This window comes from Streptomyces sp. NPDC006544, from assembly GCF_040611715.1.
GTDB lineage: Bacteria > Actinomycetota > Actinomycetes > Streptomycetales > Streptomycetaceae > Streptomyces.
This window is the reverse complement of record NZ_JBEXOV010000054.1, coordinates 1-21,923: the sequence shown is the minus strand read 5'-3', so window position 1 is coordinate 21,923 and position 21,923 is coordinate 1. Positions and strand designations below refer to the sequence as shown.

At 70.9% G+C, this 21,923-nt stretch carries 19 protein-coding genes and 1 pseudogene; 12 read left to right on the top strand and 8 right to left on the bottom strand.

Translation table 11 applies throughout. The annotated features are described in order from the left end of the window. Positions 1–22: 22 nt before the first annotated feature. The 3 genes from ABZY44_RS23590 (at position 23) to ABZY44_RS23580 (ending at position 2,374) form a co-directional block, all read left to right on the top strand. On the top strand, positions 23–505 hold the full coding sequence (locus tag ABZY44_RS23590; RefSeq protein ID WP_356656915.1) for a hypothetical protein: 483 nt from the start codon (positions 23–25) through the stop codon (positions 503–505). Positions 506–610: 105 nt separating this feature from the next. Beyond that, positions 611–1,510 (top strand): NmrA family NAD(P)-binding protein, encoded by a 900-nt coding sequence (locus ABZY44_RS23585; protein ID WP_356656913.1) that lies wholly within the window; start codon positions 611–613, stop codon positions 1,508–1,510. A 57-nt stretch (positions 1,511–1,567) separates the two neighbouring features. Next, on the top strand, positions 1,568–2,374 hold the full coding sequence (locus ABZY44_RS23580; RefSeq protein ID WP_356656911.1) for an SDR family oxidoreductase: 807 nt from the start codon (positions 1,568–1,570) through the stop codon (positions 2,372–2,374). 203 nt (positions 2,375–2,577) lie between these two features. On the opposite strand, the gene ABZY44_RS23575 is transcribed toward ABZY44_RS23580, so the two are convergent. Continuing rightward, positions 2,578–3,843 (bottom strand): PP2C family protein-serine/threonine phosphatase, encoded by a 1,266-nt coding sequence (locus ABZY44_RS23575; protein ID WP_356656963.1) that lies wholly within the window; start codon positions 3,841–3,843, stop codon positions 2,578–2,580. 624 nt (positions 3,844–4,467) lie between these two features. On the opposite strand from ABZY44_RS23575, the gene ABZY44_RS23570 reads away from it, so the two are divergent. The 4 genes from ABZY44_RS23570 (at position 4,468) to ABZY44_RS23555 (ending at position 6,859) form a co-directional block, all read left to right on the top strand. Then, complete coding sequence (locus ABZY44_RS23570) at positions 4,468–4,914, top strand: MerR family transcriptional regulator (protein WP_356656909.1); 447 nt, start codon at positions 4,468–4,470, stop codon at positions 4,912–4,914. Between the two features lie 293 nt (positions 4,915–5,207). Next, positions 5,208–5,543 carry a YnfA family protein gene (locus ABZY44_RS23565; RefSeq protein WP_356656908.1) on the top strand — a complete coding sequence of 112 codons (336 nt, stop codon included), beginning with the start codon at positions 5,208–5,210 and terminating at the stop codon, positions 5,541–5,543. A gap of 283 nt (positions 5,544–5,826) precedes the next feature. Further along, positions 5,827–6,258 carry a hypothetical protein gene (locus tag ABZY44_RS23560; protein WP_356656906.1) on the top strand — a complete coding sequence of 144 codons (432 nt, stop codon included), beginning with the start codon at positions 5,827–5,829 and terminating at the stop codon, positions 6,256–6,258. A gap of 181 nt (positions 6,259–6,439) precedes the next feature. Then, positions 6,440–6,859: an ATP-binding protein gene (locus tag ABZY44_RS23555; RefSeq protein ID WP_356656961.1), complete on the top strand. Its 420-nt coding sequence runs from the start codon at positions 6,440–6,442 to the stop codon at positions 6,857–6,859. A 523-nt stretch (positions 6,860–7,382) separates the two neighbouring features. Here ABZY44_RS23555 and ABZY44_RS23550 read toward each other — a convergent pair. From ABZY44_RS23550 to ABZY44_RS23540, 3 genes are all read right to left on the bottom strand, one after another. Beyond that, positions 7,383–8,657, bottom strand: a complete 1,275-nt coding sequence (locus tag ABZY44_RS23550) for a hypothetical protein (protein WP_356656904.1) — start codon at positions 8,655–8,657, stop codon at positions 7,383–7,385. A 405-nt stretch (positions 8,658–9,062) separates the two neighbouring features. Next, on the bottom strand, positions 9,063–9,305 hold the full coding sequence (locus tag ABZY44_RS23545) for a DUF4404 family protein (protein ID WP_356656902.1): 243 nt from the start codon (positions 9,303–9,305) through the stop codon (positions 9,063–9,065). A gap of 399 nt (positions 9,306–9,704) precedes the next feature. Beyond that, positions 9,705–10,118 carry a hypothetical protein gene (locus tag ABZY44_RS23540; RefSeq protein ID WP_356656900.1) on the bottom strand — a complete coding sequence of 138 codons (414 nt, stop codon included), beginning with the start codon at positions 10,116–10,118 and terminating at the stop codon, positions 9,705–9,707. A gap of 384 nt (positions 10,119–10,502) precedes the next feature. On the opposite strand from ABZY44_RS23540, the gene ABZY44_RS23535 reads away from it, so the two are divergent. The 3 genes and pseudogenes from ABZY44_RS23535 to ABZY44_RS23525 all read left to right on the top strand — a co-directional run bounded on the left by ABZY44_RS23535 (position 10,503) and on the right by ABZY44_RS23525 (position 14,495). Continuing rightward, positions 10,503–11,081, top strand: a complete 579-nt coding sequence (locus ABZY44_RS23535) for a hypothetical protein (protein ID WP_356656898.1) — start codon at positions 10,503–10,505, stop codon at positions 11,079–11,081. 84 nt (positions 11,082–11,165) lie between these two features. Then, positions 11,166–11,570 (top strand): annotated as a pseudogene (locus ABZY44_RS23530) (HSP90 family protein); the annotation flags it as partial. Further along, on the top strand, positions 11,571–14,495 hold the full coding sequence (locus ABZY44_RS23525; RefSeq protein WP_356656896.1) for a hypothetical protein: 2,925 nt from the start codon (positions 11,571–11,573) through the stop codon (positions 14,493–14,495). Positions 14,496–14,870: 375 nt separating this feature from the next. On the opposite strand, the gene ABZY44_RS23520 is transcribed toward ABZY44_RS23525, so the two are convergent. From ABZY44_RS23520 to ABZY44_RS23505, 4 genes are all read right to left on the bottom strand, one after another. Continuing rightward, positions 14,871–15,191: a hypothetical protein gene (locus ABZY44_RS23520; protein WP_356656894.1), complete on the bottom strand. Its 321-nt coding sequence runs from the start codon at positions 15,189–15,191 to the stop codon at positions 14,871–14,873. A 92-nt stretch (positions 15,192–15,283) separates the two neighbouring features. Next, positions 15,284–17,416 (bottom strand): transglycosylase domain-containing protein, encoded by a 2,133-nt coding sequence (locus tag ABZY44_RS23515; RefSeq protein WP_356656892.1) that lies wholly within the window; start codon positions 17,414–17,416, stop codon positions 15,284–15,286. A 292-nt stretch (positions 17,417–17,708) separates the two neighbouring features. Then, entirely contained in the window at positions 17,709–18,629 is a 921-nt protein-coding gene (locus ABZY44_RS23510) for an SDR family oxidoreductase (RefSeq protein WP_356656890.1), read from the bottom strand. A 280-nt stretch (positions 18,630–18,909) separates the two neighbouring features. Beyond that, entirely contained in the window at positions 18,910–19,428 is a 519-nt protein-coding gene (locus ABZY44_RS23505; protein ID WP_356656888.1) for a hypothetical protein, read from the bottom strand. Between the two features lie 408 nt (positions 19,429–19,836). Here ABZY44_RS23505 and ABZY44_RS23500 point away from each other — a divergent pair, with 408 nt between their 5' ends. Together ABZY44_RS23500 and ABZY44_RS23495 are read left to right on the top strand one after the other, a co-directional pair. After that, positions 19,837–20,754 (top strand): class I SAM-dependent methyltransferase, encoded by a 918-nt coding sequence (locus tag ABZY44_RS23500; protein ID WP_356656886.1) that lies wholly within the window; start codon positions 19,837–19,839, stop codon positions 20,752–20,754. Further along, positions 20,751–21,848, top strand: coding sequence for a hypothetical protein (locus tag ABZY44_RS23495; protein WP_356656884.1), 1,098 nt, complete (start codon positions 20,751–20,753; stop codon positions 21,846–21,848). The genes ABZY44_RS23500 and ABZY44_RS23495 overlap by 4 nt, the downstream gene beginning before the upstream one ends. Positions 21,849–21,923 lie beyond the last annotated feature (75 nt).

Sequence of the window (21,923 nt, the reverse complement as noted above, 5' to 3'; positions counted from 1 at the left end):
CGCGCACAAGAAAGAGGCCAGCATGCCCGCAACGAAGGACAGGACCAGCCGAAACCGGGCAGCCCCCCGGACATCCCGGCCATCCCGGCCGTTCACCCTGTGGCGCGAGGTACTGACCGCGTACGCCGCCCCCGCGCTGATGGCCGGTACCGCCGGCGTCGTCACAGGGCAGCAGGACCTGGTGGTGGCCGCCTGCACGTCCATCGCCGGCGCCTCCGCCGTGGTGGCGTTCCTGGTCGGCATCTGGCTGCGGCACGGCGGGCAGCCCCGACGCTGGACCACCACCACGCCGCGCGTCGCCCTGACCGCCGCACTCGTCATCACCGCCGCCGGCGCGGCAGCCCTGCTGGGATGGTTCGCCGCCCAATGGCTACCCGCCCATACCTCCCTCCCCGTGACCCCGTGGCTGGAGCGCCTGCGCATCGACCTGCCCGTCTCCGCAGCCCTCGCCGCCACCATCGTCACCCTGCGCTGGCGCAGCACCCTCACGGCATCCCCGGCATAGCCCACCTCCGGCCGCGGGCCCACGCCCCACGAGCCCGAGCCCGAGCCCGACCGAGTCCCCCCGGCGACATCCGCCGCCGGGAAGTCACCAAGGAATGAGCACACGATGATCGTTGTCATGGGAGCGACCGGAGCAACCGGGAACGCCCTGCTCCACAGCCTCCTCGCACTCGGCACCCCCGTCCGTGCGCTGACCCGCACCCCGCACCGTCCGATCCCCGGCACAAACGCCGCACACCAACCGCCCGTCGAGGTGCAGTACGCCGACGCCACCGACCCCCGCTCCCTGCACACCGCCTTCAGGGGCGCCGGCCAGCTCTTCCTCGCCATGGCCAACAGCCCCGCTCAGGTCGAACTCGAAACCCGCGTCATCGACATCGCCGCCCACACCGGCATCCGACACATCGTCAAGATCTCCGCACCCGCCGCCGAACCCGACTCGCCGGTCGCCGTCTCCCGAGGACACCACGCCATCGAGGAACACCTGCGTGCGAGCGGTCTCGCCCACACCGTCCTGCGCCCCTACGCGTTCACGCAGAACCTCCTGCGCATGGCCCCCACCGTCGCGCAGGGCGTCATCCTCGGCACGACGGGCGACGCGCCCTTCAACTACGTCGACTGCCGCGACATCGGCGACGTCGCCGCAGCCGCCTTCACCAGGCCCGACATCGCCGGAGGCACCTACACCCTGACCGGACCCGAAGCCGTCTCCTACCCCGCTCTCGCCTCGCGGCTGACCGCCCTGACGGGCCGTCCGATCCGCTACGTCCATCTCACTCCGGAGGAATTGCGCGACAACCTCGTCCAGCACGCACACATGCCCACCTGGCTCGCCGACCACGTGACGGAGATCCAACAACTCGCCGTGACCCGACCCGAAACCCCCACCACCACCGTCACCGACGTCCTCGGCCGCCCGCCCCGCACCCTCGACGCCTTCCTGCACGAACACCACGCCGACTTCCGCCGACAGGACGCCGCCCCGAGCCCGGCGACGCGACCGTGAACCGTCCCGCCGCGCAGGGCGGAGTCCCCGCACGTGCCAAGTGGCATCATGATCCACATGACTACCGTGGAGTCTCTGACCACCTCCCCCGGCCCGCAGCCCTTCCCGCCCAGCGGCCGTCGTGTGCTCGTCAGCGGCGCCTCGCGGGGACTGGGCCGTGCGCTCGCTCAGGCGTTCGCCGCGAACGGAGATCAGGTAGCCGTTCACTTCGGCTCGCGGCGCGAGGAAGCCGAGAAGACACTCGCCTCCCTCGCGGGCGCGGGGCATGTACTGGCCGGGGGTGACCTGTCGACGCCGGACGGTGCGCAAGCGGTCGCCGAGAGGGCGGCAGGAGGGCTCGGCGGGCTGGACGTCCTCGTGAACAACGCCGCTGTGAACCTCCCGCATCCGCTCGCGACCACCTCGTACGAAGAGTGGGCGGCCGCCTGGCAGAGTCATGTGACGGTCAACCTCCTGGCGACGGCGAACCTCAGCCACCTCGCGGCTCGCCGGATGATCGAGCAGGGCGGCGGCGGCCGGATCGTCAACGTCGGCTCGCGCGGGGCCTTCCGCGGCGAGCCCGACCACCCGGCGTACGGGGCGACGAAGGCGGCGGTCCACGCGCTGGGCCAGTCCCTCGCCGTGCACCTTGCCGCGTACGGAATCGGAGTCGCCTCCGTCGCCCCCGGGTTCTTCGAGACCGAGCGGGTCGCGCACCGGCTGAGCGGAGCGCAGGGCGAGGCGATCCGTGCCCAGAGCCCCTTCGGGCGAGTGGCATCGGCGGACGAAATCGCGACGGCCGTACTCTGGCTGGCCTCACCGGCGGCCGAATGGGCCTCGGGGACGGTCCTGGACCTCAACGGCGCCTCGTACCTGCGGACATGAGGCGGGCGTCGGGTGCAGTGCGACGCGGCGCCGCCGCGTTGACGCGACCGCACGCGGATCATGGCGATTCCAGTGGCGGCTGACACGTCAGGCGACGCACGCGCCGGCCGAGGGCTCTGCGCACTCGGCGATGAGCGTGTCCAGGCCCCTGCCCGAGGCGACGACCGACCCGTCCGCCGCTCGGGGCCGGCAAGGGTCAGCTGTCACGTCACGTGGCGGCGGGGCAAGCCGGCACGGTCCTCGGCTTGGGAGCGTCCGCCTTCCGGGCCCAGCCATTCGGCCACCACGACAGTGGCGTCGTCCGCCAGACGCCCGTCGTGATGGTTGAGGATCGCCCGAATCAGCCGGCGCAGGGTTTCGGGAACGGGCAGGCCGTCGCTGTGGTGACGGATGAGGAAGTCGATGAAGCCGTCCAGACCGAATTCGAGGCCGTCCTTGTTGCGGGCCTCGGTGATGCCGTCGGTGTAGAGGACGAGCCGGTCGCCCGGCTCGAGCTGTTCCCGGCACAGGACGGGGTGCAGGCCGAGGTCGGTGCCCATGGGGTGGGCGGGCTGGCACTGCAGGCGGCTGGTCCAGCGGCCGCCCCGGATGACCACCGGCGGGTGGTGGCCGCGGTTGACCCAGGTCAGGCACCCGGTCCGGGTGTCGAGCTGGGCGAGGATCGCGGTCACGTACCGCTGCCGGTCGAACTCCGCCAGGAGGGTCTTCTCGATCGCGATGCTCGTGTCGGCCAGGCCGAAACCCTGGCGGCGGTTGTTGCGGCACGCGGCGACCGCGAGGTTCGCGGTGATTCCGGCGGAGGTGTCATGGCCCATCGCGTCGAAGATCCCGAGGTGGACGATGTCGTCGGTGAGCGCGTAGTCGAAGGCGTCACCGCCGAGCTGGTAGGCGGGCTCGAGTACCGCACTGATCACCACCCGGGGGTCGGCGTAGGTGGTCGCCGGCATGAGATGCCACTGCATCTCCGCGGCCACGTTCATTCTCCGGGTGCGCACCAGGCGGGCATGCGCGTCACTGGAACTGCGCTTGCTGACCACCAACAGCGCCACCAGCGAGGCCAGCTCTTTCAGTGCCCGTCGGGTGGCCTCGTCGTCGGCCGCGGTCGATACCCGCAACACGCCTAGGCGCTCGGTGCCGTCCAGCAGGGGCACCCACCACGCGACGCGGGATTGCCCCGCGGGTGTGATCGGCAGGAGCTGGCCGAGCTGGAACGCCCGCCCCGCGACGGTCGTGGCCACCTGGAGATCGCCCCCCTTCTCTCCCCTCCCGGCATCCGTCCCACTGCCGTGGGCGTCGTCGGGGCCGTCGTCGGGTCCGCTGCCGGCCAGCAGACGCAGGACGTCCTCCTGGAGATCGCACAGGTAGATCGTCACGTCATGGAGCCCGGCCGGGCCCGCGTGCGCCGCGACCTGCGCGGGCAGGTCCGTCCACGGCATCAGATGACTGGCTTCCAGCAGCCCGCCCAGCATCTCTCGCACGGGGTCCACCCGGACGCCGGCCGCGGGGTCCGGCGTCAGGTTCCCACTGCCGTGGAGCGTCACCGCGTGCACCCCACCGTTTCGTGGCGGCGGGCGTCTTCACGCACGGTGACCCGCGTGGTGCGGTCCAGCACCGCTGAGTGGACAAGACGTACGATCACGGCGCGCTCCCCGCGCTGGGGCGGCAGCCCGAGGCGTCGGCGGCATGTTCGAGGCGTCGTCGCCGGGCCAGGCACGCAGCCGATGCCGCATGAAGTCCCACGCTCCGAAGCGCGGAGCACTGACCTGTGCCCAGGGCCTCGAAATCGACAGAACCAGGCTGGTCCATCCCCATCAGCTTCCCACAGCCCAGAGCACACCAGCATGTCCCAAGGCGGCACCATGGATGGGGCTCTTTGAAAACGCCACCCCCTACGGGGGGTGACCCACACATGCTCATGGGATCTCCCCACCCGGGCCCGCCAGACTTGCAACCGGTACCGAGGTACAGGTTTACCGTCGGAGGTGTCCCCGCCTGCGGGACACGATGACGGGAGTGAGTGTGATGAGTGACGACCAGCCGCACGAGGCCGTCCTGGACGCCTTCGCCGCACGGACGGCCGCCGGGGAGTCGCGGTGAGTACGGGCCTGCGCAGCGGGCAGGTCGCCGAGGCGGCCGGGGTGAACGTCCAGACGCTGCGCTACTACGAGCGGCGCGGCCTGTTGGCCGAGCCGGAACGCAGCAACGGCGGCCACCGCCTCTACGGCGAGGACGCGGTGACCGCCCTGCGGGTGATCAAGGCCGCACAGCGGCTCGGCTTCACGCTGGAGGAGGTCGCCGAGCTGCTGGAGGCGGGCCGCCACCGGCACGGCCGCCCCGTCGCAGGCCTCCAGGAACGCGCGCAGGCGAAGCTCACCGAGGTCGACGCGAAGATCGCCGACCTCACCACCATCCGCACCGCTCTGGCCACGGCCTTGGCAGCGGGCTGCGACGACCTGACCGTCTGCGCGTCCAGCGCCTGCTGCCCGATTCCGTTCACCGACCTCGCCGAGGAGAACCGCCATGCCGGACCCTGCTGCTGACCCTCGCGCCCACCGCACCCCGAAAGCCCTGGGCGGCCTGGCCGCTTTGGCCTGCGTGGCGTGCTGCGCCCGACCTGGTGGCTTGGCCAGCGCCGCTGCTCGTGTTCCTGCGCGCCGAAGACCGCAGGTGAGGACGGGTGCGGCTGTACGACGTCGGCGGACACAGTGAAGATCAGCCGCTCCGGCGCGAGGCAGAACCAGTAGGTGAGCGCGGCGGCTCATGGATGGAGGCCCGATGCGGGTCCCGTGACGCGCTGAAGATCACGAACACTGGCCGTCGGTAGGATCACGGCATGGTTGTCGCTCGTTCGATTGCCCTGTTCGCCGTCGCCGCCCTCTTCGAGATCGGCGGCGCCTGGCTGGTCTGGCAGGGCATCCGCGAGCACAGGGGCTGGATCTGGATCGGCGCCGGCGTCATCGCCCTCGGCCTGTACGGGGTGGTGGCCACCTTTCAATCCGACGACAACTTCGGGCGCATCCTCGCCGCCTACGGCGGCATCTTCGTGGCGGGGTCAATCGCCTGGGGCATGGTCGCCGACGGCTACCGCCCCGACCGCTACGACGTCATCGGCGCCCTCGTATGCCTCGCCGGCATGGCCGTGATCATGTACGCCCCCCGCGGCCACTGACCAACACCATGCCCTCGTTCTGCCGGCGGGGGCGGGGTTGGCGGGGTCTTGGGGCGGTGCGGGCTGCGAGCCCGGACGGAAGCGCGGAACGGGTCCCGTCCGGGGATGGCCGCCGTCACACGCCTGTGACAGCCGGAGGACACCCTCGTGAGGTCCGGAAGGCAGGGTTTTAACGCGAGGGCAAAACAGACATTCAGTCTTAGATGCTCCGATATCACTTTCCCCGTTGTCGTTCCTTGGAGTACTGGCCGTGGCCTGCGTGTCCCGGAAGCAGCGTTTCGCGATGTTCACCGTTTCGGCCGCGATGGTCGGCGGGGGCGTGCTGGTTCCCTCCGGTGCTTTTGCCGCCCCTGCTGCGCCGCGGACCGCCCCGGCGGCGGCACAGGCAAGTGGTCTCGTCGAGCAGGCCGGAAGCGGGCACGTCGGCGAGGGCGAGAAGCGCCACGGCGAGGAACGTGGAACTCCCAGCCACGGCAAGACGAACAAAGGCCCGGACGGGGAGAACCTGCCGGGCTGCAAGTTCTCCCACGACAAGGTGTACTGCGAGCCCAAGACCGACACCTCGACCCCGGCCCCGACGCCGCTCCCGACGCCGGCCGCGGCCCCGAACCCGGACCCGGCTGCGGAGAGGGAGAACCCGCACGGTGTCCCTGCTCCGTCTCCCGCGCCTGGACAGGCTCCCCCGGAGACGGGCCCGGCTTCTTCTTCCGGCTGAACCGCGGTAGCTCCCCGTTCCGACGAGACGACACACGCTGCCTGACTTCGCCTGCTACCGGTGACTGAGATGAAGTTTTTAGGGTAGACGCGCCCGGTCGGGGGAGTGCAAAAGGAGGACGGCCTGTATGGATCTGGCTGCGGTAGGAAAGAGCGGGCAGCTGCTGGCGGGGCATGCGCCGATGGTGTCCGCTGCGTTCGAAGACGATCAGGCGATTTCGGACGCGCGCCGACTGGCTTCGTCCTTTCTGACGGATCTCCAGGTGGAACACGGGCTGGCGGTGTCCGAGCGGGTGACGGGACAGGTGGAGCTGGTGGTGTCCGAACTGGCAACCAATGCCCGCAAGTACGCGCCGGGTCCGTACCTGCTGGTGCTGGAGGCGCGCGACGGTGCGGTCGAGGTGACCGTCTGGGACAGCGAGCCGACGCTGCCGGTGGTCGCGGCGGCCGACCCGCACCGAGTGGGCCAGCACGGTCTGGAAATCGTCATGGCCGTGTGCCGGAGCTTCGAAATGCACCGCGAGCCGGTGGGCAAGCGCATCAAGGTGGCTGTCGCATTGGGCGTCGACTGGGGCACGGGCGTGGGCCGGCACATCGGTTGAATCCGCCTCGGGGGGTGCCGAGCGTACGCAGAGAGCGACTCCTCCCTGAGGCCTTCTGAGCGACAGAGCGGCCTGTTGGGGGCGCGCGCCGGGCTCCGCGGTCGTGGGCCGGTCATGCTGGCGGAAGGTGCGAGCGGCGAGGAGGCCATCCCGAGTGGTTCTGACCCCGCCCCTCGCGCCGATCCTCGCCCAGGCAGCCGTTACGATCCGGTCCCCGGGGCGCTCGGCTCCCCGGGCTTCGAGCAGAACGGCCCACGGACACCGGGCGTCGCTCTTCACCCCGCCCGTTCCGGGAGGAGCCCCACGGCCTCCAGACCTGGCCCGGATCGTTGATCCGAGACCGCTTCCCTTGACCACCCGCTCGCGGGAGCCGGGCTGGTTCCCGATGGTGAGCCGCTGGCCTGGTATGCCGAGGCAGGCCGCTCGAGCTTCGAGGGCGGCCACGCCCCGGAAGCCGGCGTGGAGAAGACCGTACGTATCCAGCTCGTCGATCCCATCGGCACGGTCAGCAGCGTCCGCTGGGTCAACAACCGTCGCGACGCCGCTCGTAGCGCCACACCGCGTCGAGGTGATCCTCCTCCCCGGCAAGGCCGGGCCGCGGCGGACCGAGGCGACGTGCCGCGTCCACGCAGCGCTCGTCGTCGTGCAGAGCGAGCCCGTACACGGCAGCAACCTGGACCCGCCGGTCCACGTCGTCGAGCAGGGTTGCCATGGCCTCCGCAAGGGCGGGATGTCGCCCTCTGCCCTCGCCGACCTTGAGGCAGGCATTGCGCCGTACCACCGCGTCCGCGTCCGCCATCAGCACCAGCAGCGCCTCACGAACATCATCGGAAAAGGCACGCTGCTCGGGCCACATGTTCAACCCGCGCGCCACGGCGCCCCGCAACCGGTGATCGGGGTGGCCCGCGTAGGCCAGGAGCGCCGCGTCAGCGCGCGGATCGGAGTGCTCTCCGAGGGCGACCAGGACCTCGGTGAGCACCGTGAGGTCCGTCTCTTCGGCCGACCAGTCCGTGAAGACGTTCAGGGCGGGGCCGGCGAACGCGTCCTCGTCGCTGTCGTCGAAAAGATGCGTCAGTCTCAGTACCTCGGCGCCGAACAACCGGTGGGACGGGTCCGCATGTGCGCGCAGCGCCGCGGCAGCCGTCCAGATCGCCTGGTCACGCCGGCCGGCCAGCAGGATGGTGGCCCTTGCCCATGCGGTGTGGTCATGATCGTGGGCCAAGGCGCGTGCCATCAGCTCCTCGAACTCCGTGCGGACTCCGAGGAGCTCCTCCAGGTCCGTGAGGATCGCCCCGTGCCCGTCGCGGACGGCCATCGGGCCGAGGGCGTACTCGCCGACGCTGTAGTACTCGTCGTCCTCGACCCGGGTACAGGCGGGGGTCTCCTGGGAACCTGTGCGACGCCGCAGTTCGGCTTCGACCCCGGACTCGTGCCAGCGGCGCGCAAGATCCCGCATCTCCGCAAGCTCGGATACGGGGTACTTGTCCCGGATGCTGTGGTCGAGGAGCGCCTCCACCAACGCGGGCGAGCCCGAATCGACCGCCTCACGCAGTGTCGGAAGCTCGCCCGGTCCACACGCGCCCGGCTCTGCACCGTACTGGAGCAGCAGTTGGGCGAGGTCTCCCGAGTGCATCCGGACCGCTACGCCGAACGCGGCGTCCCGGACATCGATACCTTCACCCTCCCGGGGGTCAAGACCTACACCCTCCCGGAGAAGGCTCCTCACCAGGGCGGTATCTCTGGCCCGGACCGCGGAAAGCAGGTCAGGCTCACGTTCGGCCGAACCGCTCGCGCCCATGTCCAGGCCCCTCTCTTCGTACCCGTCGTGTTCCCGCAGCTCGGGAAGTCTACGGTTGCCGAATCGGTGGGCAGGAAGAGTTTTCGGCGGACGATGACACGCCCTTTCAGCTCGGATCCTGCATCGATACCTCGCGGTACGACACGCTCAGCTGCCTCCGGAACCTCATGAGGCAGACACTCCCGCGGATCGCGGTGGTCAGTCAGACGATCACGCGTGACGCCTTGGACGCGGCGCCTCTTCTCGTCGTCACGAAAGCCGTTGCAGAGGTCAGCCGCATCACGCCCGGACACCGTCAACCACACGCATCACCCGTGCGCGGGGCATCGAAGCGCCGAGTAGGGGGATTGCGTGAGGAGCCGACTTCACGGTTGCGGCCGTTCCCGCGTGTCCCGCGTTCCGGGCTCAGATTTCCATGTTCGCGAGGGACACACTGATGTTCCCCAGGGTTCCAGCGAGGTCGGGGCGGTCGATCCCCAACCGTTCGACTGCTCGGTCGACTCTGTCGACCAGACTGTTTCGCCGCGTGGTCGATTCGACTTCGATATCGGCCTCGATGTTGCGGACCAGCTCGTGAAGCTGTTCGCGCTCCTCCAGCGAGAGGGGCGGCCCCTGCTCAAGCTGTTCCCGAAGGGTCATCAGCTGCATGTGCACTTCAGGTGCTGGCACTGTGGGTCATCCTCTGGGGGTGTGGCAGCGGTGAGCGGTCAACGCTCCTGGTTCCGGCTTTCATGAGGCGGGCATCACGGAGGTGTAAGCAGGGACGATCGGTCAGTCCGGCAACCTGCACGCAATGCGGGCAGCTTCGCAGACCACGAGCCCCGGGCGCGGTTTGCCGATCGTGTCGGATCGGTCTACCACCCCCATGGAGCCGTCCGTCGCCCTGCACCGGGCCGCGGGCCCGTACGCGGGTCAGGCTGGGCGCGGGGGCAGTGAGAGAGGCGAAGGAGGTGCCGGAACGGGAACTCACGCCGCCTCGGGAACCGATTTCACCGAACTCGCCGCCGCGCAGCTGAGGGCTGTCCCGTACTCCCAGGAGGCTGAGGGTCATGCTGTGTCCGGGTCGGTGCCGATGGCGCCGGCCGAGCGAAGCGAACGCCCGAGGTCCTTGGTAAGGATGCGGGGGTGTCGCCGCCACCACCACAGGTCGGGGCCAGGGAGCTTGTGGAACTGGTCAAGTGCTTGGCCGTCGTCATCGATGGTCGCGGCCTTGTACCGGTCGTCCAGGGCTTTGATCTGCGGGGTCCAGAGCTGAACGATGTGTTCGTCCAGCAGGAGCCACCCCTCGTGGAGCCAGTTTCGGCAGTACAGGTCGTTGGTGTACTCGTAGATGTCGTCGCCGTAGCCGCGCTCGATGGAGCTGACCAGGGCGGCCCACGCGCTCACCCTTTCGGCGACTGTGAATGCCGTCCGCCAGCCACGCTGGTGCAACAGCTCTCCCACCTCGGTTTCCGTAGCCACAGGCGTGAGGCTCTCACGCTTGATCCGTCCGGGCGAACGAGATATGCCCCGCCAGGGGCCGGGGACCCGCAGGTGATCGAGATGAAAACACCAGGTCGCCATGGAGGCCGACACGCGCCTCGTCGTGGCGGTCGGCAGGCCCGCATGGACCACCAAGGTGAGCTGCGGGGCGGGAGGTTGCGGCGGGTCGCCAGGAGATGGCTGTGCAGTCCCGTAGGCCCGGCCGCGCTGCCGTTGCGGTCGGGTGACAGCCACCGCCGCCGCTCACCGCCGCCGCTCACCGCGGTCGCCGCTGGCGCGGCTCGGAAGCAGATGCGGACGTCCGGACTCCGAGCGGTATGTGTGAGACTCCCTCAGAATTGATCACTCGGGGGGAGCTTCGCGTTGAACGCGCTGTTGAAGAGGGTATGGATCGGGCTGGCCGCGGCCTTGATCGTGAGTCTGGCCGCCGCGGTGCTGCCGGACCACGTCCAGATAGATGACGACGGGCGCATCCATCTGGGCGCGCCCGCGCCTACGCCGTCCCCCTCAGCGGTGCCCGCACCGGAGTCCACGTCACCTCCCCTCACGCGGGACGCCGTGGACGAGGTGATCCGGACCGCAGTGAGCGCGTCGGGCCTCGACCCGGCGCAGGGCCGCCCGATAGGCGCAGCAGGCGCCGACTCGAACAGGACGGGCTGGGCGGCCGTCCGCGAGCAGACCGCCGCACAGTCGGAGATGAACGCGATCTGCGCCGACCTGGAGCGCCAGGGCTGGACACTGAATCCGAACGGCGACCGCCCCGACGCCTCCCGCAGCTACAAGCGCGGGGGCTGGTACCTGCTGGTGAGCACGCGGGGTAAGACGCAGTCGCCGTCCACCACCTCGGCCCTGACGGACTCGCAGACCTACCTGACGGTGACCGGCCTCCAGCTGAACCTTTCCGACATACCCCTCCCCGAGGTCACCGTCCGCATCGGCTGACCCCTTGTCGGCGCGCGAGCGAACGTGCACCACCGCGTACGGCCCGCTCTGACCTCGCCTTATCGATGGCCTGAGCTATTGCGGAACGACTGCGACGTCGTCCTGCGCGACTTCCAGCCGGTCACGGCTTCCGCCCTGCTCCTCGACAACCGGGAGGCCCGGCACGAGCGGACCAGGTCGAGCCTGGCCGCCGACAGCGACGGTGTGTGGGCCGACATCCTCGGGTCCCTGCGCAACGGGACCCCGCGGGCCCAGCTCGTCCTGAACCACCTCAACCCGCTGGTGCGCCAGGCGATCACCATCGCCGAGCGCGGGCTGGCCGTCACGACCGCCGAAGCCCTCTACGGCCAGGCGCTGCTGCTCAGCCGCCGCCCGCTCCGGGCGAGCGAGAGCGCACTGCTGAACCGGGCCTTCAGCGGCCTGCTCACCCACGCCATGCACCACAGCGGCACGGCTGCACCCGGATCCGAGCCCCGGAAGGAACTGTAGATGCTGGACACCCCCGAGGCCGTGGTCGAGGCGCTCCGCGAGAACCACGACCGCCCGCACGGCCTGCAGCGCACCGTCACCGCCGAGGAGATCGTCGACGCGGCCGAGCTCCTCGACGAGCCCGACACCCTCGTCACGGCGCTGCTGGAGCTGATGGCCTCGTACGAGTTCACCGGCGAGCACCGCAAGTCGCCCGTCGTCTTCGCCCGGCTGCTCAAACTGTGGGACACCGTCCCCGACACCTTCAGCCCATGGGAGGCCCATCAGGTCTTCTGGCGCTTCAAATGGGTCGCCACCTCTCTGCTGCAAGTCCCCGAGGTACCGCTGGCCGCGATCCACGGCTGGATCGACACGATGCGCGGCCGCTACACGGCGGCCGACCAAGGCATGCAGCCGGTCGCGGCGATGCGCTACCACGTCGCGAACCACACGGGCAGCGGCCTCGCCGACGCCTACGACCTCTGGGCCACCCGCGTGCGTACCGAGCTGAGCGACTGCGAGGCATGCGAGATCCGGCACCTCGCGGAGCACCAGGTCGAGTCCGGTGACGACGCAGGGGCGCTCGAGATCTGGGGTGCCGTCCTCGACGGCGAGACCGGGTGCGCCGAGGAGCCGCAGCTGAGCCGGTCGCGCTCGCTGCTGCCACTGCTGCGCTCTGGCCGGGCGGACGAGGCGCGGTCCCACCACCTCAGCGGCTACCGCCAGGTCCGGGGGAACACCGGCACGCAGGACGCCGTGGGCCTCCACCTGGAGTTCTGCGCCCTCTCCCGCAACGAGGGCCGGGGACTGGAGATCCTCGCCGAGAACCGCCCGCTGTTCGAGGCCACCGGCGCCCCCCTGGCGCACCTCGGCTTCCTCACCGGAGCCGGGGTGCTGCTCACCCGCCTCGTCGAGGACGGGCACGCCGACACCGCCGTCGCCGGACCGCCCGGGCACGACTGGACCGCCGGAACGCTCCTCGCCCACGTCCGCTCCGAAGCCGGCCGGCTCGCGGCCGCGTTCGACGCGCGCAACGCCACCAGCACCGTCGGAGACCGCTTCCGGACCCGCCTCGCGCAACGCCCGCTCCTCGACGAGCCGCTCCCGCTCGGTCTGCGCACGCAAGGCACCCGCCCCGCCGCGTCCGCGGCCCCTGCCGCGGCGCCCGCCGACGCCGTGACACCCGCCGCCGGAGCGGACCTCTCCCAGGACTTCGCCACCCTGGTCCGCGAAGCACGCCGGCTGGCCGCCGCGGGACACCCCGGGGCGAAGCGGCTCTGGGACCGCATCGAAGAACGCCTGGCCAACGACAGCGCCGCCCACGACGACGAGCTCGGCCCACAGGACCTCCTGACGGCAGAGCTCGCCGACCAACGGGCCTACGAACTCGCCAAGAAGGACCGGGACGAGGAGAGCGCCGTCGAGCTGAAGCGAGCGGCCGCACTGTACGAGGGCCTGCGGATGCCCTGGCACGCGCTCAACGCACGCTCCCGCTCCCTGGCCTGGAGCAGCAGCCCCGAGGAAGCGGACCGCGAAGCGACCCGCACGTGCCTCGACGACGTCCTGGCCGAAGCGGAGCGCCTCCAGACCCAGGCCCCCCTGACGGAGGAGACCGCGCTGGAATACCTCGCGGTGCGGTACTCCGCCGCCTACGCCGCTTACCAGGATGCGCTGCGGGACCTGCCGGAGACGGAGGGGACCGCCGCGGAGCGGTTCCAAGAGCTGGCCCGGACGCTGCGCGCCGAGGCGGAGCGGCTGGCCGTACCCCACCACGTGGCCAACGCGCTGCAGCTCACCGCGGACCTGGCCGGCAGAGGAGGCGACACGGAAGCGGCCGAGGAACTGCTGCGCGCGGCCCTCGACGCCGTGGACGCCTCCGTGCGACCCTGGCGCGGTTCACGCCCGCGTGCGCTGCTCGCGCAGTTCCTGCTCTCCAAGGGCGAGCCCGACGAAGCGGCGGAGCTCCTGCACCGGGCGCTCGCCGACGCGGCCCGGTACGACGACACGGACTTCGCGCTGGCCCCCACGTACTCCCTGCTCGGACACGCGGTCTCGCACCTCGGGGACCTGGGGGGCGCCGTACGGCATCTTTCCGAGGCAGCCGCGCTGTTCGACCAGGCAGGGGAGCTCGCCGAAGCCATCGACGTACGCCTCCAGCTCGCGGACGTGCTGGGGCGCGGTGGCCGGCCGGAGGACGCGGTCGCCGTCCTGGAATCCCTGCTGGTGGACGAGGCGCACGCCCCGGACAACGAACGCGCGTTCGCCCAGGCCCGTCTGTCGCTGGCCCGCGGGCTGCGGGAACTCGGCGAGCACCTGCCCGCAGCGGAGGAGTTCCTGCGCCTGGCGGACACCGTCGCCGCGTGGGAGGACGACCGCCCGGTCCAGACCCTGGTGGCGGCGGAGGCGGCCATCACTCTGGCGATGGCCGACCGGTGGGATGCGGCGGCCACCGTCTACGAGCGGGCGGTAGCCGCCCACGCCGAGGCACCGAACCCATCGCTGATCATCAGCATGATGTGCCAGTTCGCGCGTCTCACGGTGCGGGCGGGGGAGCCCCAGAGCCTGGAATCGGCCCTCGAGCACCTCGCACGGGCGGACGCCGTCCGCGCCGGAGTGCCGCAGGACGCCGAGGACTTCGCACACTGGTACGAGCGCGGCACCGTGCATTACCGCCGGGCCTGTGTCCTCGCGGACGTCGAGCGTTTCGAGGAGGCCCTGCCCGAGGCGGAGGCCGCCATCGCGGCCCACGAGGAGGGCGGCGAGCACGGCGAGGTGCCGCGCGCCGAAGCGGTCCGGATCGCCGCCCTGATCGAGGGCAAGGGCCTCGCCCGCTTCCAGGACGCGGTAGCCCGGCTCACTGCCGCGGCAGCCCGGTGCCGCAGCGCAGACCTCCCCGAGGCCGCCGACATCCTGGAGGCCCTCCGCCAGGACTACGTACGGCGGTAACCCGCCGCTCCGTGGCCCTGTGGCTCCGTGGCTCCGTGGCCGGCGGTGCGAGGGGAGCCGTGTCGTCCGGTACCCGGCTGGCCTTGACGCGCCATGACCACGACGACGTTGCTCGACGTCGCCGCGGCGGCGTCGACCGTCCACGACGGGACGGCCCCCACGGCCACAGCGGCACCGGCCGCCGCGCCGTCCCTGCCTACGGCGCCGTCCGGTGGGACGGCCCGGTGCCTCTGCCCGCTCCAACGCGGCGGGCTTCGACGGCGGGGCGAAGCTGCGGCTTCAGATCAAGGCGTGGCGTCCGCCGGCTGGACCAGCGCCGCGCGCAGCTCGCGCTCAGGGAGTCGGCCCGGGCGACCAGCTTCGGGTCGGTGACCATCACTGTGCCGTGGCTGCCCTGGTCACCCCACGGGCAGACGGCACGCCGAGCATCGCGGGGGAGTCGGGGGCCGGCTCGGCCACCCGCGCAGCGAGGGCGGGACCTCTGGTGTTGCGGGCCGGGCGGTCCTGGAAGTCGCTGCGCAGGCAGAGCTCCGCGTACCCGGCGAGCAGCCCGAGGTGGTCGGGGACCACCTCGAGAGCGTCCTGGTAGACCTGTTCGGCGCGGTCGTCCTCGTCGTCCTCGGCCGCGTGGGTGAGCGCGATGAGCAGCGACAGCTCGGCGTCCGGCCCGAACGCCTCCAGTCCCGTACGAGCCACCTGCCAGCCCCTGCCGGCAGGCAGACCGTCAGGCCTCCAGGCCCGGACAACGATCCGACCGGCGCCGGGGATGGGCTCGCGCTACGGGGCCGTCACGGTCCTCCCGGGGGAGGACCGATCGACGGGGACGCCGGCGGGGGCACCACCACGTCGGTGTAGGCCTTCCAGATCAGCGGCGGGAAGGCGCTGCCCCGCTCGGAATCGGGGCCGCCGACGCCCTGCATGGGCAGCAGTTGCGTGACGTCGGGCTTCGTGCGGAACATCGCGACCGAGGTGCTCAGCTCCGGCGTCGTTCCGATGAACCAGGCGGAGTTCATACGGTCGTTCGGACCGGTTTTGCCCGCCCAGGACGGGACGTAGGTCAGCTGGTTCTTCGGAGGTCCGACGGCGTTCCACCCCACGTGGCGCAGCGCCCCGCCCACGATCGCGGCCGTGTCGGAGCTCATCGCCCGCCGCGGCTTGGGCCGGCCGAAGCCGTCCACGGCGACGCCGTTCCGCTCGACCTCGGTCACCGAGTAGGGCTCGGTGGCCTGGCCCTCGTTGATGAAGGTCGTATAGGCGCTGGCCAGCCGGACGGCGCTGGGGGTGGAGGTACCGATGGAGAAGGTCGGCTCCAGCTTGGCCATGCTCTCTTCACGCAGTCCCGACGCGACCGCGAGGTCCTTGACCTTGTTCAGCCCGACCTTCTTGCCGGCTTCCACGAACGGTATGTGGTCGGAATCCACCAGCGCCGAGCGCAGGTGTGCGGAGGCGGGGGCCGTTCCCGCCGCCCTGGGTTTCAGGGGATCCGGGGCAGGGGTTTCGGCTTGGGATTTCGTGCCTCCGAGCTCCTGCTCCAGAGCGGCGGCGTACACGAAGGGCTTGAACGCCGAGGCCGCGGGCACGCCCGAGGTGTCCGCGTTGTTGGTGAAGTGCTCGATCGCGTCGGAGCCGCCGTAGAGCGCGACGATCGCTCCGTCCTTGGGGCGTATCGACGCGGCGCCGACCTGCACGTACTGGTCTTCCGCGCGGTTCTTCGGGTCCAGCCGGTCCGCGCGCACCTGCTCGACGGCCTTGGTGAGTGCGGACTCCTTGTCCTTCTCGAAGGTGGTGTGGATGCTGTAGCCGCCCCCGGCCAGATCCTTGTCCGTGATCCCGCTGCGGCTCTTGAGGTACTTGTTGGCGATGTCGACGAGGTAGCCGATCTGCCCGGCCTGGCTGGTCGGCTTGACGGTTGGCTTCGGTTCGGGGAAGTCCGTGTACTTCGCGCGTTCCTCGGCGGTCATCGCACCCGTGTCGACCTCACGGTCCAGGATCCAGCTCCAGCGGTCCTCGGCGCGTTTGTGGTTCTCGGGGCTGAGGGACGGGTCGATGCTCTCCGCGCCCTTGAGCACAGCGGCCAGCAGGGCGCCCTGACTGGGGTTCAACTCCGCGGCCGGGATGCCGTAGTAAGCGTACGAGGCAGCCTGCACGCCGTACGCGTCGCGGCCGAACCAGGAGGTGTTGAGGTACCCCTCGAGGATCTCCGTCTTGGGCCGCTGGTTGCTGATCTTCAGGGAGAGGAAGAGTTCCTTGATCTTCCGCTGGACGGTCTGGTCCTGGCTCAGATAGGTGTTCTTCACGTACTGCTGGGTGAGCGTCGAGCCGCCTTGGGTCTCCTCTCCCTTGACGATGTTGACGGCGGCGCGGCCGATGCCCGTCACCGAGACGCCCGAGTCGCTGTAGAAGTCCTCGTTCTCCGCGGCGATGACGGCGCGCTGGACGGACTCCGGCACCTGGGAGAGCTTCACGTCCTGCCGGTTCACGTCGCCGATGCTCACCATCCGGCTGCCGTCCGCCCAGTAGTAGACGGTCGCCTGGCGGCGCGCGGAATCGTGCGGGTCCGGGATCTCGACCCGCATGTAGACCGCGGTGAAGAGGCCGGCGAGGGCGCCCGCGAAGAGGAGGAACAGGCCGGAGACCAGTTTCCAGGAGGGCGTCCAGCGCCGCCAGCCCCTGCGGCCTCTCCGGGGAAAGTCGATGCGGAGGCGACGGGCCTTCCGGCCGGCTCCCTCACGGGTCTTCGTACGGCCCGTAGGGCGCCGCGTGCGCTCCGGACCTTCCGTCGGCTGTGGGCCTTCCGTCTGTTCCGGGCCGTCCGCCTGTTCCGCGCCTTCGGTCTGGTCCGGACCGTCTGTCTGCTCGGGGCCTTCGGTCTGGTCCGTACTGCGGGTGCGGTCCACGCGGCGTTTGCGGGGGAGCCTCATGGGGGATGCGGACCTCCTTGATCGCGAGCCGTCACGTCGGGGTGGTGACGGACTCGGCAAGGAAGATGATCATATTGCGTTCGCGGTTGGGCCGTTCGTGAAACTTTTACCGCGCGGCACAGGACGCGGGAGGCAGGGCGAGGCACCAAGGAGGTGCTCGCTTGCCGCAGGCAGGGCGAGGCACTGTGGACCGACAGATGCCTCTGCCCGGCGGCCTACGAGGACGACGGGGCAGCCACCGCCCAGAGGGACGCACCGATGCCAGAGATCTCACGACGGGGCCGCCGACGGCTCAGGAGCCCGCGGGCGGCTTCCAGGCGTGCCAGTCGGCGAGGCCTCCGGCACCCAGGACGACCGCGTCGGCCGTCAGCTCGCCGCGCGCGGAGGTACGCAGCTCGCGGCGGGCGATGCGGGCGACGATCGGCGGGAAGAGCGGCCGCAGCGGCTGGCACCAGCGCAACCAGGGCGGGGCGTAGACGGAGTGGGAGCGGCGCGTGATCCCCTCCGCGAGCCAGCCGGCGACCTGCTCGGGAGTGCGGACCCGACGGGCGAAGCGGGGCTGGTGGCGGCGCAGGGCCCGCAGTACGGGGAGGTCGTCGAGGCCGCTGATCATGGCAGTGCCGGTCCAGTGGACGTAGGCGATCCCGACGGCGACACCGTCGGGCTCCACCTCGCTGCGCAACGCCAGGGCGAAGGACTCGACGCCGGCCTTGGAGGCGCAGTAGGCGCTCATCATGGGGGAGGAGCCCAGCGCGGCGGTGGAGGCGACTTGGAGGAAGTACCCACGCGTGCGGGTCAGATGGGGCAGGAAGGCCCTGGCCGTGTTGGCGGATCCGGTGAGGTTGACGTCGATCACGCGCTGCCACAGGTCGGGCGCCGTACGGTCGAAGGGGCCGCCGACGGCGATGCCGGCATTGGCGGCGACCACACTGGCCGGTCCCAGTACCTCTTCCACGTGCCGGGCGGCTGCGTGCAGTGCCGCGTTGTCGGTGACGTCGGCCTCGACGCAGACGCTGCGGTTCGGCAGGGTCCTCGCCGTCGCGCGCAAGGATGCCTCCTCGCGGCCCAGCAGCGCCACGGACATCCCCGCTTCGGACAGGTTCCGTGCCAGTGCCGCACCGATTCCGCGTGCGGCGCCGGTCACGACCGCGACCCTTCCCCGCAGCGGGCTGCCGGGATGGCGGTGTCGGCCGGGCGTGGTCATGTCGCGCATTGCGCCCCTCGTTCCTCATGCGGGCAGAGCCCGTAGGCCGGCCTACGGCATCGCGCAGACCGCACTGCCTCTCTAACAGCCCGAGGCTCCGCAGCCCGTGCACTCTTGCGCCGGGACACCCGTGTCACCCCGCCTGGCGTACATCGAGGGGACACGAGGTGGAGTGCTGGCGCATCCGGACGACCTGGTCAGCGCGGGTGACCGCCATCAGGACGGCGACCGGTCCGGGCTGGGGGCCGACCCGGCCGGTCGGCTCGGACGGCTCGGAATCGTCCGCACGTCAGCCGCGGTCGGCGGCCATGGAGTGGAAGGTCTCCCGCATCATCCGGTCGATGGCTCCGGGCTGTCCGATCAGGGAATCGAAGAGGTCGGCGAGCAGCCACAACACGAAGCCGTGTACCAGAGCCTCCTCCGGCGGAATCCGTCCGAACCGGTCGCGCCACGCCACGGTGTCCATGCCCATCGCGGCAGCCATGAGGACACCGGTGACCATCGGCACCTGAGCCGGGTCGGCCAGCTCGAAGGTGGGCAGTCTGCGGATCACAGCGGGGATCAGATCGCTGAGCGGATCAAGGCGATCCTCGGCACCGGCTTGTTCGGCGATCAGGTAGCCGGTCAGCACGCCCACCAGGAAGACCGTGCCCCGGGACACCTCCTCACGCCCGTAGGCGTCCATCGCGGCCTTGACCCGCTGCTGCGCCTCCTGGCGCTCCTTGGCGGAAGTCCGTTTCTCCAGGACCCGGTAGGAGTCCCACGCCGCACGGATTGCCTCGTCCACGACCACGCCGTCACTGCTCATGGAGCCGACCGTAGGCGAGACAACGCGCCGCAGGGAAACTCCTCGAGGAAATCCAAGCCCCTCGCCTGAGCCGGAGCCCGTACGTCCGTCAGGCGGCGCCGCAGCCGGTCCGCGAGGCGGATTGCCTCACCCGCGCGCCGGAGCACCTCGGATCCCGGCCGTCCCGGCCGTCCCTCCCGGCCTCCGTCCGGCCCAGTCCCGTCCGGCCCGGCCGTCCGCGGGCGCGGTTCCTCGACGCCGCCGCGTGCGCCGACGCTGATTTCTGTGTTGCTCCAGTGGGCTGACGTGACGCCCGCGAAGTGCCACGATGATCCGTGCTTCAACAGTGTGCCGCTCGGGACGCGGTGGGGAGCGGCAGCGCGTCCCGGAGGCAGCCCGGCAGCCCTACCCACGAAAGGGCGACACCCCATGCGCGTCACACCCCTCGTATCGTCCTTAGGCAGCGACCAGGGCTCAGCCGCGGACGATCCCGTGCAGATCTACTACAGCCGCAAGACACAGGAGATCCTCCAGAAGTACGGCCCGGGCCCCCGCGTGCACTTTCACGTGGGGCTGTACCCCGACGGCCCTCCTGACACCACCGTCTCCCAGAGCGCGCTGAAGCAGTGCCTGCTCGACGCGCAGGAGCGCATAGTCGAGCACGCGGCCCGGTCGTGGGGCGCCCACGAGGCGCCGCCGCGACGGCTGCTGGACATCGGCTGCGGTCTGGGCGGCACCTCGCTGTACTGGGCGCAGGAGCACGGGGCCTCGGTCACCAGCCTGACCGTCGCGACGGAACACGTCCCGATCGTGCGGCGCTTCGCCCTCCAGGCAGGGCTCGAGGCCCGGGTGAATCCCGTCCTGGCGGACGTGCACGACCTGGACGAGACCCGTGCGTACGACGCCGTCTACGCCAACGAGAGCAGCGGCTACACCGACCGGGACCGGCTCTTCGAGGTCGTCGCCAAGGCGCTCGAGCCCGGCGGGTGGTTCGGTATCCAGGAGCACTTCGTGGTCCGTTCCGAGTGGCTCGAATTCATCAACGGCTACTACAGAACACGACTGGGAGGGCACGGCGAATATCTGGCCGCGGCCGAGCGGGCCGGTTTCGAGCTGGTGCGGGACGAGGACGTGACGGACTCGGTGGCGGAGTTCTGGGTGCAGTCCATGGCGTGGAACACCGCCGAACTCGATCGGCTCCGGTCGGGCCCCGGCGTCGAGCCCGGCGCCTGGAGCGAGGAACGGCTCGAACAGTCGACGATCACGCACAGCAAGTTCTTCCGGCTCTGGCGTGACCACGCCGTGCAGACGCGGCTGCTGCTCTTCCGGACCGGTGGTGGCCGATGACCGGAGCACCGCGCCCCTCACTCCTCGGTCCGCGCCTGCCGTCCTTCTACTGCCCCCTGGAGCGCGACCTCGTCCATCCCGAGGCGAAACAGGTGGAGGCCCGGGCGGTGGAGTGGCTGGACGCGTTCGGCGTGTACCCCGATCCTGTGGAACGCGCATGGGGTCTCGCCACCCACAGTGCCGACTTCTCCTGCCGCGTCGTCCCGGACGGGAGCGCGGAGGCCGTCCTGCTGTTCGCCGAGTGGAACTACTGGGCCAACGCCGTCGACGACTGGCAGGATTCGGGTTCCGACGAGGTGGGGACGGCCGCCGTCGTCGAGCACGGCGCGCGTCTGCTGCGGACCATCGAGGACCCCGGGGCCTCGGTGCTGCCCGACGGGCCCATGACCCGCGCCCTGGTGGACCTGGTGGACCGTACCCACGCCATGCTCACGCCCTACGAGCTGCGCAGGTTCGCCGAGGGCACGCGCGACTGGCTGCTCGGGGCCGCCTGGCGGGCGGCCCAGGCAGAGGCGGGGACCGTGCCGGGGCTGAACGACTTCGTCGCCATGGGTCCGCTGGCGAACGGTACGCGCTTCTCGCTGACCTGGTCCGACGTCGCTCGCGGGGACCAGTTGGCGGCGGATGTCCTCTGCTCGCCCGCCCTGACGACGCTGACGGACGCCGCGGGATTCGTCGTCAGCGCGGACAACGACCTGTTCTCCTACGACAAGGACGACCACCTGGAGCCGAGGGAGGTGAACCTCGTCAATGTCCTCGCGAATCAGGAGAACTGCTCGCCCGCCGAGGCGGTTCCGCTCGCGGTGGCCCTGCGCGACCGGGTGATGGACCTCTTCATCGGCCTGCGGGTGCGGCTGGAGGAGGGCGCGGACAGGGAACTGCGCCGTCACCTGGCGGCGTTGGGGCACTACGTGGCCGGCTCCATCACCTGGCAGAGCCGTGCGCCCCGGTACGCGAGTCCGCGCAACCGGTACGAGCTGCCCCGCGCGGATGCCGCGTTCGCGGTCCGGTTCGCCGAGACGCCCAGCGTCACCGGGAGCGAGCCGCCGGATCTGCCGGCTCTCGCTTCCTGGTGGCGGAGGCTGCACGGCTGAGCAGTGTCGTGGCCCCGGCCTGGAGCGGCCGGGGCCCGGGCGTGCGGGGCCGGCTCAGCGGCGGCCGAACAGCCG

What these genes read in the sequence shown, in the direction of transcription:
- ABZY44_RS23590 (WP_356656915.1), top strand. Translation starts at nt 23, where the DNA reads ATGCCCGCAACGAAGGACAGGACCAGCCGAAACCGGGCAGCCCCCCGG.
- ABZY44_RS23550 (WP_356656904.1), bottom strand. Translation starts at nt 8,657, where the DNA reads ATGGGCGCGAGCGGTTCGGCCGAACGTGAGCCTGACCTGCTTTCCGCG.
- ABZY44_RS23560 (WP_356656906.1), top strand. Translation starts at nt 5,827, where the DNA reads ATGTTCACCGTTTCGGCCGCGATGGTCGGCGGGGGCGTGCTGGTTCCC.
- ABZY44_RS23495 (WP_356656884.1), top strand. Translation starts at nt 20,751, where the DNA reads ATGACCGGAGCACCGCGCCCCTCACTCCTCGGTCCGCGCCTGCCGTCC.
- ABZY44_RS23510 (WP_356656890.1), bottom strand. Translation starts at nt 18,629, where the DNA reads ATGCGCGACATGACCACGCCCGGCCGACACCGCCATCCCGGCAGCCCG.
- ABZY44_RS23565 (WP_356656908.1), top strand. Translation starts at nt 5,208, where the DNA reads ATGGTTGTCGCTCGTTCGATTGCCCTGTTCGCCGTCGCCGCCCTCTTC.
- ABZY44_RS23515 (WP_356656892.1), bottom strand. Translation starts at nt 17,416, where the DNA reads ATGAGGCTCCCCCGCAAACGCCGCGTGGACCGCACCCGCAGTACGGAC.
- ABZY44_RS23585 (WP_356656913.1), top strand. Translation starts at nt 611, where the DNA reads ATGATCGTTGTCATGGGAGCGACCGGAGCAACCGGGAACGCCCTGCTC.
- ABZY44_RS23500 (WP_356656886.1), top strand. Translation starts at nt 19,837, where the DNA reads ATGCGCGTCACACCCCTCGTATCGTCCTTAGGCAGCGACCAGGGCTCA.
- ABZY44_RS23525 (WP_356656896.1), top strand. Translation starts at nt 11,571, where the DNA reads ATGCTGGACACCCCCGAGGCCGTGGTCGAGGCGCTCCGCGAGAACCAC.
- ABZY44_RS23575 (WP_356656963.1), bottom strand. Translation starts at nt 3,843, where the DNA reads ATGCTGGGCGGGCTGCTGGAAGCCAGTCATCTGATGCCGTGGACGGAC.
- ABZY44_RS23505 (WP_356656888.1), bottom strand. Translation starts at nt 19,428, where the DNA reads ATGAGCAGTGACGGCGTGGTCGTGGACGAGGCAATCCGTGCGGCGTGG.
- ABZY44_RS23545 (WP_356656902.1), bottom strand. Translation starts at nt 9,305, where the DNA reads ATGCAGCTGATGACCCTTCGGGAACAGCTTGAGCAGGGGCCGCCCCTC.
- ABZY44_RS23580 (WP_356656911.1), top strand. Translation starts at nt 1,568, where the DNA reads ATGACTACCGTGGAGTCTCTGACCACCTCCCCCGGCCCGCAGCCCTTC.
- ABZY44_RS23555 (WP_356656961.1), top strand. Translation starts at nt 6,440, where the DNA reads ATGGTGTCCGCTGCGTTCGAAGACGATCAGGCGATTTCGGACGCGCGC.